Origin of the sequence: Serratia sp. JSRIV004 (genome assembly GCF_019968705.1) — a bacterium.
GTDB lineage: Bacteria > Pseudomonadota > Gammaproteobacteria > Enterobacterales > Enterobacteriaceae > Chania > Chania fonticola_B.
The window spans coordinates 1,823,042-1,837,042 of record NZ_CP074140.1 but is presented as its reverse complement, the minus strand read 5'-3'; the positions used below and the strand labels follow the sequence as shown (position 1 = coordinate 1,837,042).

Below are 14,001 nucleotides of genomic sequence, written 5' to 3'. Positions count from 1 at the left end.
GGGGTGAGGGGAAACATCGTTCATCAAAATGTCTGAAAATTTATCTCGCCCTCGCCTCATTCGGTAATAAATTAGATATTCGTCAATTTTTACCGCTAAAAAATGCATATCCGCTAATTTTAGCACCCCACCCCAAGACTATTTTTCAGCGTAACGTTAAATCGCTTGCATCTACCTCAGCTTTTGACGCATTTTCATTATCAGAAGGCAGCAAAGCCGCACCGTTACTGAACATGCAGGCACGCTGTACATCACATCACCGCCATAAAATGTCGTTAGGAGAGTTTGTATGTGTTCTATTTTCGGTGTGCTCGATCTGAAGTCCGATCCGGTTGAATTGCGTAAAAGAGCGTTGGAACTGTCGCGCCTGATGCGCCATCGCGGCCCAGACTGGTCCGGCGTTTTCGCCAGCGATAAAGCCATTCTGGTTCACGAGCGCCTGTCGATTGTTGATGTGAATAACGGTGCTCAACCGCTTTACAACGCCGCGCACACCCACGTATTGGCGGTTAACGGTGAAATTTATAACCATCAGGCCCTGCGTCAGCAACTGGGTGAGCATTATCAGTTCCAGACCGGCTCCGACTGCGAAGTGATCCTGGCGCTGTATCAGGAAAAAGGCCCGAACTTCCTGGACGATCTGCAAGGTATGTTTGCCTTTGCCCTATACGACACTGAAAAAGACGCCTACCTGATTGGCCGCGACCACCTCGGCATCATCCCGCTGTATATGGGGCATGATGAGCACGGCAACCTGTATGTCGCTTCTGAGATGAAGGCGCTGGTGCCGGTCTGCCGCAGCATTAAAGAGTTCCCGGCGGGCAGCTACCTGTGGAGCCAGGACGGTGAAATCCGCGAATACTACCAGCGTGACTGGTTCGACTATGACAACGTCAAAGACAACGTCACCGATGCCAACGCCCTGCGCAACGCGCTGGAAGAGTCGGTCAAAAGCCACCTGATGTCCGACGTGCCTTATGGCGTGCTGCTCTCCGGCGGGCTGGATTCCTCGGTGATCTCTGCCATCACCAAAAAATATGCCGCACGCCGGGTAGAAGATGATGAGCGCAGTGAAGCCTGGTGGCCACAGCTGCACTCCTTCGCCGTCGGGCTGGAAGGTTCCCCGGATCTGCGTGCGGCTCAAGAGGTCGCTAACCACCTTGGTACCGTCCACCATGAAATCCACTTCACGGTACAGGAAGGTCTGGATGCCATTCGCGATGTGATCTACCACATCGAAACTTACGACGTCACCACCATCCGCGCCTCCACGCCGATGTACCTGATGTCACGCAAGATTAAAGCGATGGGCATCAAGATGGTGCTGTCCGGCGAAGGGGCTGATGAGGTGTTCGGCGGCTACCTGTACTTCCATAAGGCGCCAAATGCCAAAGAATTCCACGAGGAAACCGTGCGTAAGCTGCTGGCGCTGCATATGTACGACTGCGCTCGCGCCAACAAAGCGATGTCTGCCTGGGGTGTAGAAGCCCGCGTGCCATTCCTGGATAAAAACTTCCTGGACGTGGCGATGCGCATCAACCCGCAGGATAAAATGTGCGGCAACGGCAAGATGGAGAAGCACATTATTCGCCAATGCTTCGAGTCTTACCTGCCAGCTAGCGTGGCCTGGCGCCAGAAAGAACAGTTCTCCGACGGTGTCGGTTACAGCTGGATCGATACGCTTAAAGAAGTCGCTGCCAAGCAGATTAGCGATCAACAGCTTGAAACCGCACGTTTCCGCTTCCCGTACAACACGCCAAACAGCAAAGAAGGCTACCTGTACCGCGAAATTTTCGAAGAACTGTTCCCACTGCCAAGCGCAGCGGAATGTGTCCCTGGCGGCCCTTCCGTAGCCTGCTCGTCGGCAAAAGCCATTGAATGGGACGAATCCTTCAAAAAGATGGACGACCCATCAGGCCGCGCCGTAGGCGTACACCAATCCGCTTATAAGTAAACCGTCAGCGCTTTACCTTCGGCGGGCCTGATGGCCCGCTTTTTTGTGGATGTTTTCAACCGTTAATGGCCTAATCTGCCGAATTTATCACCATAATGTTCACAACCCAGTCAAACAACCCGTTCAGTCGCTTTTTCGGGAAAAAACTTGTTGACGCAAATCGGCCATATACGCATAATGCGCCCCGCAACGCCGATGAAGGTTGAGCGAAAAAGATGGCTACGTAGCTCAGTTGGTTAGAGCACATCACTCATAATGATGGGGTCACAGGTTCGAATCCCGTCGTAGCCACCAATCTTTTTTGCGGGAGTGGCGAAATTGGTAGACGCACTAGATTTAGGTTCTAGCGCCGCAAGGTGTGCGAGTTCAAGTCTCGCCTCCCGCACCATTTTCTTTCATCGTCGTGCATGCAGCAGGTGGGGTATCGCCAAGCGGTAAGGCACCGGTTTTTGATACCGGCATTCCCTGGTTCGAATCCAGGTACCCCAGCCATCTTTTTCAGGATGGGGCGCTGTAACAATTTGATTGTGTTATTGGGGTATCGCCAAGCGGTAAGGCACTGGTTTTTGATACCAGCATTCCCTGGTTCGAATCCAGGTACCCCAGCCATACAACGCAATTGAAAGTCACAAAGATTAGTAAATGGCTACGTAGCTCAGCTGGTTAGAGCACATCACTCATAATGATGGGGTCACAGGTTCAAATCCCGTCGTAGCCACCATGCTGTCTGTTTTACATTTGGGGTGTCGCCAAGCGGTAAGGCTCTGGTTTCTGATACCAGCATACCCAGGTTCGAATCCTGGCACCCCAGCCAAATTTAGAAAAGCTCGCTTCGGCGGGCTTTTTGCTTTTCTGCGTTTCTACGTTTGGATAAATGGGCGCAACATTCGGCGCCCCATGTCATCACAGACCTAATGCATACTTCAGCGCCCGCTCTTTCAACTTGCCCGCCCTTTCCGCCACCATCAACGCCAGATTGCGCGCCACGCCCAGCGGAGCCAGGTTATTGCTGAACGCGGTATAAAACAGATCCATGCCGCTTTGCATCAGCAGGTTATCGGTACGACGACGGCGCTGATAGCGCATCAGCACCTCTTCACTCGCCCAATCCTCTCCCTGCTCACGGGCGTCGGCCACGATCTCCAGTAACGCATCCACATCGCGATAGCCAAGGTTCACCCCCTGCCCGGCCAGCGGGTTGATGGTATGCGCAGCATCGCCGAGCAGCACCAGCCCGGATTGCACATAGCGTTGCGCGTGACGGCGCACCAGCGGGAATGATCCGGCGGCATGAGCCTTCACCGTGCCCAAGCGGGAGGGGAAAGCCGCCGCAATCTCTTGTTCGAGTTGCGTCATAGGTAACGCCTGCAACTGGCGAATACGCTGCGGACTGTCATACCACACCAGCGTTGCCCACTGGTCGTACAACGGCAGAAACGCGCGTGGGCCAGTGGGGAGGAATTGCTGCCAGGTCACATCCTGCTGCGGTTGATCGGTTTCCACGGTGATCAACATGCAAGACTGACGGTATTGCCAACCGCTGGTGCCAATCGCCGCCAACTTGCGCACCTGTGAGTGAGCACCGTCGGCACCCACCACCAAACGCGCCTGTATGGCCTCTGACGAGCTTAATGTCACCTGCCATTGGTCATCGGCTCGATGCATCGCCTGCAGCCTGGCAGGGCAGTACAGCGTTAAATTCTCGCACTGTACCAACTGTTGCCATAGCGCGAGCTGCAAAATACGGTTCTCGACCATAAAACCCAGTTCTGGCAGTCCCAGCGTTGCAGCATCAAACGCCACCCGTGAGGACTCCCATTCCCAGGTTTCCAGCCCGCGGTAGGGTGCCGATCTCATCTGCAACACCGCAGGCCAGGCATCAAGCTGCTTCAACAAGCCAACGGAGGTGCAGCCAATAGCGGAGATCCGCAGGTCCGGCGGGCTTTGGGGCTCGAACGTATCAGGAGCCTCATGCTCTAACAAAGCGACCGATAACCCGGCGCGAGCCAGCCCCAGTGCGGCAGCGGCTCCCACCATCCCACCACCAACCACCACGGCATCAAAGCATTTTTGTGAAGTGTTCATTTTGGCTATACTTTTGGTTAAAAGGGCATCTTGGTTCAGTGTACCGGATTTTTAATCTGGCTTCAGGTCGCATGCTACTGCCACTCCGCTGGTCACCAGCGCGCCAAATGATTACAATGGCCTTCCTGCATGGCGCGTAACGCAACTTTCTCTCCGCACTGAGTAATGGCAAGTCAATGACGAAAAAACTACATATCAAAACCTGGGGCTGCCAGATGAACGAGTACGACTCATCGAAAATGGCAGATTTACTGGGAAGCACACACGGCTTCGAGTGGACTGAAAACGCTGAAGAAGCGGATGTGTTGCTGCTCAATACCTGCTCGATCCGCGAGAAGGCGCAGGAAAAGGTTTTCGCGTTGTTGGGCCGTTGGAAGCAACTGAAAAAGAACAACCCCGATCTGATCATTGGCGTCGGCGGCTGCGTTGCTTCACAGGAAGGGGAACATCTGCGCCAGCGCGCGCCCTGCGTTGACATCGTTTTTGGCCCGCAGACATTGCACCGCCTGCCGGAGATGATCAACCACGTGCGCGGTTCGCATAGCCCGATCGTGGACATCAGCTTCCCGGAAATCGAAAAGTTCGACCGCCTGCCGGAACCCCGTGCCGACGGGCCAACCGCCTTTGTCTCAATCATGGAAGGCTGCAACAAATACTGTACGTTCTGCGTGGTGCCTTACACTCGCGGTGAGGAAGTCAGCCGCCCAAGCGATGATGTGCTGTTTGAAGTCGCTCAGTTGGCCGCCCAAGGCGTACGTGAAGTGAACCTGCTGGGCCAGAACGTCAACGCCTATCGTGGCGCAACCTTTGATGGCGGCATCTGCTCATTTGCCGAACTGCTGCGCCTGGTGGCCTCCATCGACGGGATCGATCGCATCCGCTTTACCACCAGCCACCCGATTGAGTTCAGCGATGACATTATCGCGGTGTATGAAGATACGCCCGAGCTGGTCAGCTTCCTGCATCTGCCGGTACAAAGCGGTTCAGATCGCATTCTGACCATGATGAAACGCGCCCACACGGCGCTGGAATACAAAGCGATTATCCGCAAGCTGCGTCAGGCTCGGCCCAATATCCAGTTCAGCTCCGATTTCATTGTCGGTTTCCCAGGGGAAACCCAGGCCGACTTTGAACAGACCATGAACCTGATTGCCCAGGTGAATTTCGACACCAGCTTCAGCTTTATCTACTCTTCGCGCCCCGGCACTCCGGCGGCAGACATGGTTGACGACGTCAGTGAGGAAGAGAAAAAACAGCGACTGTATCTGCTGCAAGAACGGATCAACCAGCAGGTGATGCAATTCAGCCGCCGTATGCTGGGCACCGTGCAGCGTATTCTGGTCGAGGGCACCTCACGCAAGAGCGTGATGGAACTCTCTGGCCGCACCGAATGCAACCGGACGGTCAACTTTGAGGGCACCCCAGATTTGATCGGCCAGTTCGTCGACGTCGAAATTACTGAAGTGTTAACCAACTCTCTGCGCGGTACCCTGGTCCGCACCGAACAGCAGATGGAACTGCGCGTGCACCAATCCCCTCAAGCGGTGATTGCACGTACCCGTAAGGAAGATGAGCTGGGCGTCGGTAGCTACCAACCCTGATCGCCCCGCCACCTTGGCATTTTCCTTTTTCTCTGCCGGGCAGTCATTGTCCGGTAATTTTGTTTTTTTATTTTGATTATGAGGCGACACAATAATGCAACTCCCACACTGCCCGAAGTGCAATTCCGAATACACCTACCAGGATAACGCCCTGTTCATCTGCCCTGAGTGCGCCCATGAGTGGAGCGACAGCGCGGCCGTTGAAGATGCCGATACCCTGATTGTCAAAGATGCCAACGGTAACCTGCTGGCCGATGGCGATGCGGTGACCGTGGTCAAGGATCTGAAGGTCAAAGGCAGCTCTTCCATGTTGAAGATCGGCACCAAGGTGAAGAACATCCGCCTGGTCGAAGGCGATCACAACATCGATTGCAAAATCGACGGCTTTGGCCCGATGAAGCTGAAATCCGAATTTGTGAAGAAGAGCTGATTTCCGCTGTTAACCTGCTGTTGGGCCAAACTATTTGGCCCAATTCTGCCCCCTCCCCCCTTGAATTCCCTTCGCTGCGCACAGATAGATCAGAGGTAAACTTGCGCCAGTGCGGTACACCATGAATAATTCAGGGTAGAGCTGTTCGGGGGTTGCCCTGAATGCCCGCGCTGAAATCGCGTTACGTGACATCAACCAGGCCCTGTTGAGCCTTGAGGAATCGTTTGAACGTCGCAACACAAGAAATCCTGTTGGAGCCCGCAGACAACCAACGCCTGTTGAGCCTGTGCGGCCCGTTTGATGACAACATCAAACAACTCGAACGTCGGCTGGGGATTGAAATCAACCGCCGTGACAACCGTTTCAAGCTGGTCGGTAAAAACCTGTGCGTGGTTGCCGCCGCCGATATTCTGCGCCACCTGTATGTGGATACCGCGCCGATCCGTGGCGTGACCCCAGATATCGATCCGGAACAGATCCACCTGGCCATCAAAGAGAGCCGGGTGCTGGAGCAGGTGGCAGAGAGCGTGCCGGATTACGGCAAATCGGTCACCATCAAGACCAAGCGCGGCATGGTGAAGCCCCGCACGCCGAATCAGGCGCAATACATCGCCAATATTTTCGCCCATGACATCACCTTTGGCGTTGGCCCGGCGGGTACCGGTAAAACCTATCTGGCGGTTGCGGCTGCGGTAGATGCTCTGGAGCGCCAGGAAATCCGGCGTATCCTGCTGACCCGCCCGGCGGTTGAAGCTGGCGAGAAGCTGGGCTTCCTGCCGGGTGATCTGAGCCAGAAAGTCGATCCGTATCTGCGCCCGCTGTATGACGCCCTGTTTGAAATGCTGGGCTTCGAGCGCGTGGAAAAGCTGATCGAGCGTAACGTGATCGAAGTTGCGCCGCTGGCCTACATGCGTGGCCGTACGCTGAATGACGCCTTTATCATTCTCGATGAAAGCCAGAACACCACCATCGAACAGATGAAGATGTTCCTGACGCGTATCGGTTTCAACTCGAAAGCGGTGATCACCGGCGACGTGACCCAGATCGACCTGCCACGTAATCAGAAATCCGGCCTGCGCCATGCGGTGGAAGTGCTGTCTGAGGTGGAAGAGATCAGCTTTAACTTCTTCCACAGCGAAGACGTGGTGCGCCACCCGGTAGTGGCCCGTGTGGTGGTCGCCTATGAAGCCTGGGAAGCCGCCGAACAAAAACGCAAAGACGCCATCGCCGAACAACGTAGACGTGAGGCACCCGTTGCCTCTGAACAGGAAACACCATGAGCCAGGTTATTCTGGATTTACAAATTGCCTGCGCCAGCAGTGAAGGATTACCGGATGAAGCCACCTTCCAGCGTTGGCTGGAAGGGGTATTGCCACAGTTCCAGGAAGAGGCCGAAGTCACCATCCGCCTGGTGGATGAGGCGGAAAGCAATGAGCTGAATCTGACCTATCGTGGTAAAGACAAGCCCACCAACGTGTTATCATTCCCGTTCGAGGCACCGCCGGAAGTCGAACTACCGCTGTTGGGTGATTTGATTATTTGCCGTCAAGTGGTTGAACAGGAAGCGGTTGAGCAACAGAAAGCGCTGGAAGCACACTGGGCGCATATGGTTGTTCACGGTAGCCTTCATCTGCTAGGGTATGACCACATCGAAGACGATGAAGCCGAAGAAATGGAATCTTTGGAAACCGAGATAATGCAGGAGATGGGTTACCCAGACCCTTACCTCGCGGAAAAAGATCCCACCTGATGTTAGCTGAGCACCCCGCAGCCCCGATTGGGGCTGTCGCTAATTTTGATAACTCAATAGAGTGATATTAACTAAAACGCCATGAGCGACGACCATTCACAAAGCAATGACAGCCCCAGTCCCAAGAAGGGGTTCTTTACTCTTATCCTTAACCAGCTGTTCCACGGTGAACCAAAAAACCGTGGCGATCTGGTAGAGCTGATCCGTGATTCCGAGCAAAACGACCTGATCGATCCCGATACCCGTGACATGCTGGAAGGCGTGATGGATATCGCCGAACAGCGCGTGCGCGACATCATGATCCCGCGCTCCCAGATGGTGACGCTCAAGCGTAACCAAACGCTGGAAGAGTGCCTGGACGTGATTATCGAATCCGCCCACTCGCGCTTCCCGGTGATCAGCGAAGATAAAGATCACATCGAAGGCATTCTGATGGCCAAGGACCTGCTGCCGTTTATGCGCGCGGACTCTGAGCCGTTCAGCATCGACAAGGTGCTGCGTACCGCCGTGGTGGTACCGGAAAGCAAGCGGGTTGACCGGATGCTCAAGGAGTTCCGCTCCCAGCGTTATCACATGGCGATTGTCATTGATGAATTCGGCGGCGTCTCTGGTCTGGTGACCATCGAAGACATTCTGGAGCTGATTGTCGGAGAAATTGAGGACGAATATGACGATGAGGAAGATCGCGACGTTCGCCAACTGAGCCGCCACATGTTCACCGTGCGGGCGCTGGCGCCTATCGAAGACTTCAACGACACCTTCGGCACCCATTTCAGCGACGATGAGGTGGACACCATCGGCGGTCTGGTGATGCAAGCCTTCGGCCACCTGCCTGCGCGCGGGGAAACCATTGAAATCGAAGGTTACCTATTTAAAGTTGCGATGGCCGACAGTCGACGTATTATCCAGGTTCATGTCAAAATTCCGGACGACGCCCCGCAACCGAAACTGGAAGAATAACTTATCCATGGCTAAAGCCTCATTACTTGATCGCCAGCGGGTTCGCGCCCTGCTGGCGCTGTTGACCGGTGCCTGTGGCACGCTGGCCTTCTCCCCTTACGATATCTGGCCTGCGGCCATTGTTTCGCTGTTCGGCCTGCTGGCCGTAACCCTCAACCGCACGACCAAACAATCCGCCCTGCTCGGTTTCTGCTGGGGCATGGGGCTGTTCGGTAGCGGCGTGAACTGGGTTTACGTCAGCATTGCCGACTTCGGCGGTATGCCGTTTGCCATCAATATCTTCCTGGTCGTGCTGCTGGCCGCCTATCTTTCGCTGTATACCGGGTTGTTCGCCGGTTTACTGACGCGGATCTGGCCACGTACCACCTGGTGGCGGCTGGCCATTGCCGCCCCGGCTCTATGGCAACTGACCGAGTTCCTGCGCGGTTGGGTGCTGACCGGTTTCCCCTGGTTGCAATTTGGTTATACCCAGATCGACGGTCCGCTGAAAGGCATTGCGCCATTGCTCGGCGTGGATGCGATCACGCTGATCCTGATGTCCCTCAGCGGCCTGCTGGTGTTTGCCCTCAATCAGCGGCGCATCACCCCGGCGGTCATTGCTATCGCCATGCTGTTGCTGCCGTGGCCGCTGCGCCAGATCCACTGGTTTACGCCGCAGCCGGATAAAGCGGTGAACGTCGCCATGGTGCAGGGCAATATCGAGCAGTCGATGAAGTGGGATCCGAAGGCGTTGCTCAGTACGCTGCAAACCTATCTGGATGAGAGCCGTCCGTTGATGGGCAAAGTGCCTATCATCATCTGGCCGGAGTCCGCCATTCCCGATGTAGAGAGCAATCAGAACGGTTTCCTGACCATGATGGACGATCTGATGCGCGCCAAGAACAGCAGCCTGATCACTGGTATCGTGGACGCTCGCGCTACCCAGCAAGGCACGCAGTTCTTCAACAGCGTGATCGTGCTTGGCGAGGAACAGCCTTACAGCTACCCGGCAGCCAATCGCTATGACAAACATCACCTGGTGCCCTTTGGTGAGTTTGTGCCGTTGGAAACGCTGCTGCGCCCGTTGGCTCCGTTATTCGACCTGCCGATGTCCTCGTTCAGCCGTGGTAACTATGTGCAGCCGCAGCTCAGCGTACGCGGTTATAACCTGACGGCAGCCATCTGCTATGAAATCGTGCTGGGCCAGCAGGTGCGCGATAACTTCCGTCCGGATACCAACTTCCTGCTGACCGTGTCCAACGATGCCTGGTTCGGCCACTCCATCGGCCCATGGCAGCACTTCCAAATGGCGCGTATGCGTTCATTGGAACTGGGCAGGCCGTTGCTGCGTAGCACCAATAACGGTATCACCGCCGTCGTTGGCCCAACCGGCGAAGTGTTGGCATCCATCCCACAGTTCACCCGCAAAGTGCTGGAAGTGAAGGTGACACCCACTACCGGCATCACGCCATATGCCCGCTTTGGCTCTGCGCCAGTGTGGATCATCACCGTGCTGCTGGGTGGCATCGCGCTGCTCATTAGCTGGCGCCGCAGATAAGTTCTCTTTGGGCACTGTGCCTTACCGTGCCCTCTTCATTTCTTGTTGCCCCCTCCCTTCTGATGTTTCTGGCATGCTCCTTGCTTTAATTACCCTGTAGAACGTTGCTGATTTACTTTAACTGACATCTTGTCGCATCTGTGCACAACTCCAGCGCAAGTCTCGCACCTCGGTGGTGCATCAGAGGTTTATTGCATTTATTTGGTGCGCGTGATGTCTCAAAAAATGAAACAACTTAGTTTCATCTTGTTCACAATCGGTTATTTTCTATCGTAAATCGGCATTAGGACTATCTTTATAGCTCAGCCGTATTAACCCGCCCTCCCTGAGTGCGGGCAATCACAACAGCACAGGAGTTGGACCATGCAAATGCGCAAATTGGCGTTATCGTTACTGCTGATCGGGATGGCGAGTAGCGTAGCCCATGCGGAAGAACTGACCGGTACGCTGAAGAAAATCAAAGATAACGGCGTGATTGTTGTTGGCCACCGTGAATCCTCAGTTCCGTTCTCCTACTACGATAATCAGCAGAAAGTTGTGGGTTACTCTCAGGACTATTCCAACCAAATCGTTGATGCCATCAAGAAGAAATTGAACGAGCCCAATCTGCAGGTGAAAATGCTACCGATCACCTCGCAAAACCGCATTCCACTGTTGCAAAACGGCACCTTCGATTTTGAGTGTGGCTCGACCACCAACAACCTCGAGCGCCAGAAACAGGCTGCCTTCTCTGATACCATCTTCGTCGTCGGTACCCGCCTGCTGGTCAAGAAAGGCTCCGACATCAAAGACTTTAAAGATCTGGCCGGAAAAGCCGTGGTCGTCACTTCAGGCACTACTTCCGAAGTGTTGCTCAACAAGCTGAACGACAAAGATCAGATGAAAATGCGCATCATCAGTGCCAAAGACCACGGCGATTCCTTCCGCACCCTGGAAAGTGGCCGTGCAGTGGCGTTTATGATGGATGATGCCCTGCTGGCGGGCGAGCGCGCCAAGGCCAAACAGCCGGATCAGTGGGAAATCGTTGCCACTCCACAGTCCAAAGAAGCCTACGGCTGTATGATGCGTAAAGACGATCCACAGTTCAAAAAGCTGGTGGATGACACTATCGCTCAAGCTCAGACCTCTGGCCAGGCAGCTAAATGGTTTGAGGTTTGGTTCAAACAGCCAATCCCACCAAAAAACCTCAACATGAACTTCGATCTGTCCGACGACATGAAGCAGTTGTTTAAAGAGCCGAACGACAAAGCACTGAACTAATAAAAAATCAAGCCAGCCAAGCTGGCTGCTGTAGATGACCGTAATAGGACAGACAGGTATGCGGGAGGCCGTTCCCCTCCCGCATTCTTTCCTAAACACAACTCAAGGCACACCAAAAAGCCAGCCTGACTGGCGTGCGCCACGATTGCACGGTCATCAAGTTGTAAGGTTTGTAAGGTGTTTTGCACCTGTTTGCCGGAGTTAGTTATGTCAATAGATTGGAACTGGGGTATCTTTCTGCAGCAGGCCCCGTTTGGGAATACCACCTACCTAGGCTGGATCTGGTCCGGCTTTCAGGTTACGGTCGCCCTCTCCGTCTGTGCGTGGATTATTGCCTTCTTTGTCGGTTCACTGTTCGGTATCTTGCGTACCGTACCCAACCGTTTTCTCTCCTCACTAGGTACCTGTTACGTCGAACTGTTCCGTAACGTGCCGCTAATCGTGCAATTCTTTACCTGGTATCTGGTGATGCCGGAGCTGCTGCCAGCCGATATCGGCATGTGGTTCAAGAGCGAGCTCGATCCCAACGTGCAATTCTTTGTTTCTTCCATGCTGTGCCTTGGGTTGTTTACCGCTGCGCGCGTTTGCGAGCAGGTGCGTGCCGCAATCCAATCCCTGCCCCGCGGCCAGCAGGCTGCCGGGCTGGCCATGGGCCTGACGCTGCCACAAACCTATCGCTATGTGCTGCTGCCCAACGCCTATCGAGTGATCGTGCCACCGATGACCTCGGAAATGCTCAACCTGGTCAAAAACTCCGCCATTGCCTCAACCATCGGGCTGGTGGATATGGCCGCTCAGGCCGGGAAGCTGCTGGATTACTCCGCACACGCCTATGAATCCTTTACTGCCATCACCCTCGCCTATGTCGCTATCAACGCGGTCATCATGCTGTTTATGCGTATTGTCGAGAAGAAAGTGCAGTTACCTGGCCATATGGGGAGTAAATAATGTACCAATTTGATTGGGGATCGATTGTCCCAAGCTTCCCGTATCTGCTGCAGGGGCTGGTCGTCACGCTGAAAATTACCGTGACGGCTATTGTGTTCGGTATCCTCTGGGGCACCGTTCTGGCGGTGATGCGCCTGTCGTCGATCAAGCCGATCAGCTGGTTTGCGGCGCTGTACGTCAACCTGTTCCGCTCCGTACCGCTGGTGATGGTGCTGCTCTGGTTCTATCTGGTGGTTCCAAGCTTATTACAACAAGTTCTTGGGCTGTCACCGAAAACCGATATTCGCCTTATCTCGGCTATGGTAGCCTTTTCGCTGTTTGAAGCCGCGTACTACTCGGAAATTATCCGGGCAGGCATTGAAAGCGTCTCGCGCGGTCAGTCCTCTGCCTCACTGGCGTTGGGCATGACCCAGTGGCAATCGATGCGGCTGGTGATCTTGCCGCAGGCGTTCCGCGCCATGGTGCCGCTGCTGCTGACCCAAGGGATCGTGTTGTTCCAGGATACCTCGCTGGTGTACGTACTTAGCCTGGCCGACTTCTTCCGCACCGCGTCAACCATTGGTGAACGTGACGGTACGCAGGTGGAAATGATCCTGTTCGCCGGTTTGGTCTATTTTGTTATCAGTCTCGCCGCCTCGGCGCTGGTAAGCTATTTGAAGAAAAGGACTGTTTGATGATATCCCTGAAAAATGTTTCTAAGTGGTACGGTCACTTTCAGGTTCTGACCGACTGCACCACCGAAGTCAAAAAAGGCGAAGTGGTGGTGGTCTGCGGTCCTTCCGGTTCAGGCAAATCGACCCTGATTAAAACCGTCAACGGGCTCGAGCCGATCCAGAAAGGCGATATCGAGGTTAACGGTATTCAGGTCAACAACAAAAGCACCAATCTGGCGCAACTGCGCTCCAAAGTGGGGATGGTGTTCCAACATTTTGAACTGTTCCCTCACCTGTCGATCATTGAAAACCTGACGCTGGCGCAGGTTAAAGTCCTCAAGCGCGACAAGGCCGCCTCACGCGATAAAGCCTTGAAGCTGCTGGAGCGCGTGGGCCTGTCGGCACATGCCGAAAAGTTCCCAGGGCAGCTCTCTGGTGGCCAGCAGCAGCGCGTGGCGATTGCCCGTGCGCTGTGTATGGATCCGATCGCCATGCTGTTTGATGAGCCCACCTCCGCGCTCGATCCAGAAATGATCAACGAAGTGTTGGACGTGATGGTCAAGCTGGCGCAGGAAGGGATGACCATGATGGTGGTGACCCACGAAATGGGCTTTGCCCGTAAGGTAGCCCATCGGGTGATCTTTATGGATGAAGGGAAGATTGTGGAAGACACCAATAAGGATGACTTCTTCAACAACCCGCAGTCAGAACGTGCCAAAGACTTTTTGGCCAAAATCCTGCATTGATTTACCAGATGCGCCCTGCCCCCCAGGGCGCATCAATAGTGCTTGTTTCTTTCGCACTTTCCCCCGATCCTCAAAGC

At 54.7% G+C, this 14,001-nt stretch carries 12 protein-coding genes and 6 tRNA genes; 17 read left to right on the top strand and 1 reads right to left on the bottom strand.

Annotated elements, in window-relative coordinates; all coding sequences use genetic code 11:
* Positions 1-289: 289 nt before the first annotated feature.
* The 7 genes from asnB to KGP21_RS08810 all read left to right on the top strand — a co-directional run bounded on the left by asnB (position 290) and on the right by KGP21_RS08810 (position 2,768).
* Positions 290-1,954 (top strand): asparagine synthase B, encoded by a 1,665-nt coding sequence (gene asnB / locus KGP21_RS08840; protein WP_021805321.1) that lies wholly within the window; start codon positions 290-292, stop codon positions 1,952-1,954.
* Between the two features lie 217 nt (positions 1,955-2,171).
* Positions 2,172-2,248 (top strand) — tRNA-Met (locus tag KGP21_RS08835).
* A 9-nt stretch (positions 2,249-2,257) separates the two neighbouring features.
* Positions 2,258-2,342 (top strand) — tRNA-Leu (locus KGP21_RS08830).
* A 29-nt stretch (positions 2,343-2,371) separates the two neighbouring features.
* Positions 2,372-2,446: transfer RNA gene (locus KGP21_RS08825), tRNA-Gln, on the top strand.
* Positions 2,447-2,488: 42 nt separating this feature from the next.
* Positions 2,489-2,563 (top strand) — tRNA-Gln (locus KGP21_RS08820).
* 35 nt (positions 2,564-2,598) lie between these two features.
* Positions 2,599-2,675, top strand: a tRNA-Met gene (locus tag KGP21_RS08815).
* Between the two features lie 18 nt (positions 2,676-2,693).
* Positions 2,694-2,768: transfer RNA gene (locus tag KGP21_RS08810), tRNA-Gln, on the top strand.
* Positions 2,769-2,857: 89 nt separating this feature from the next.
* On the opposite strand, the gene ubiF is transcribed toward KGP21_RS08810, so the two are convergent.
* Positions 2,858-4,039 (bottom strand): 3-demethoxyubiquinol 3-hydroxylase, encoded by a 1,182-nt coding sequence (gene ubiF / locus KGP21_RS08805; RefSeq protein WP_223537959.1) that lies wholly within the window; start codon positions 4,037-4,039, stop codon positions 2,858-2,860.
* Between the two features lie 176 nt (positions 4,040-4,215).
* On the opposite strand from ubiF, the gene miaB reads away from it, so the two are divergent.
* The 10 genes from miaB (at position 4,216) to KGP21_RS08755 (ending at position 13,924) form a co-directional block, all read left to right on the top strand.
* Positions 4,216-5,640 (top strand): tRNA (N6-isopentenyl adenosine(37)-C2)-methylthiotransferase MiaB, encoded by a 1,425-nt coding sequence (gene miaB, locus KGP21_RS08800; protein WP_021805323.1) that lies wholly within the window; start codon positions 4,216-4,218, stop codon positions 5,638-5,640.
* A 94-nt stretch (positions 5,641-5,734) separates the two neighbouring features.
* Positions 5,735-6,070, top strand: a complete 336-nt coding sequence (locus KGP21_RS08795; protein WP_021179990.1) for a zinc ribbon domain-containing protein YjdM — start codon at positions 5,735-5,737, stop codon at positions 6,068-6,070.
* A 224-nt stretch (positions 6,071-6,294) separates the two neighbouring features.
* A complete protein-coding gene (locus KGP21_RS08790) occupies positions 6,295-7,350 on the top strand; it encodes a PhoH family protein (RefSeq protein ID WP_021805324.1) in 1,056 nt (351 codons plus the stop codon).
* Entirely contained in the window at positions 7,347-7,820 is a 474-nt protein-coding gene (ybeY, locus tag KGP21_RS08785; RefSeq protein WP_021179992.1) for an rRNA maturation RNase YbeY, read from the top strand. Before KGP21_RS08790 ends, ybeY begins: the two co-directional genes overlap by 4 nt.
* Before the next feature lie 81 nt (positions 7,821-7,901).
* Positions 7,902-8,780: a CNNM family magnesium/cobalt transport protein CorC gene (gene corC, locus KGP21_RS08780; RefSeq protein WP_021179993.1), complete on the top strand. Its 879-nt coding sequence runs from the start codon at positions 7,902-7,904 to the stop codon at positions 8,778-8,780.
* Positions 8,781-8,787: 7 nt separating this feature from the next.
* A complete protein-coding gene (lnt, locus tag KGP21_RS08775) occupies positions 8,788-10,317 on the top strand; it encodes an apolipoprotein N-acyltransferase (protein WP_115158751.1) in 1,530 nt (509 codons plus the stop codon).
* Positions 10,318-10,680: 363 nt separating this feature from the next.
* On the top strand, positions 10,681-11,577 hold the full coding sequence (locus KGP21_RS08770) for an amino acid ABC transporter substrate-binding protein (protein ID WP_021179995.1): 897 nt from the start codon (positions 10,681-10,683) through the stop codon (positions 11,575-11,577).
* A 207-nt stretch (positions 11,578-11,784) separates the two neighbouring features.
* Entirely contained in the window at positions 11,785-12,525 is a 741-nt protein-coding gene (locus KGP21_RS08765) for an amino acid ABC transporter permease (protein ID WP_021179996.1), read from the top strand.
* The gene (gltK, locus tag KGP21_RS08760) at positions 12,525-13,199 is read left to right on the top strand and encodes a glutamate/aspartate ABC transporter permease GltK (RefSeq protein WP_059200136.1); all 675 of its coding nucleotides are present in this window, start codon (positions 12,525-12,527) and stop codon (positions 13,197-13,199) included. The genes KGP21_RS08765 and gltK overlap by 1 nt, the downstream gene beginning before the upstream one ends.
* Entirely contained in the window at positions 13,199-13,924 is a 726-nt protein-coding gene (locus KGP21_RS08755; protein ID WP_021179998.1) for an amino acid ABC transporter ATP-binding protein, read from the top strand. Before gltK ends, KGP21_RS08755 begins: the two co-directional genes overlap by 1 nt.
* Positions 13,925-14,001 lie beyond the last annotated feature (77 nt).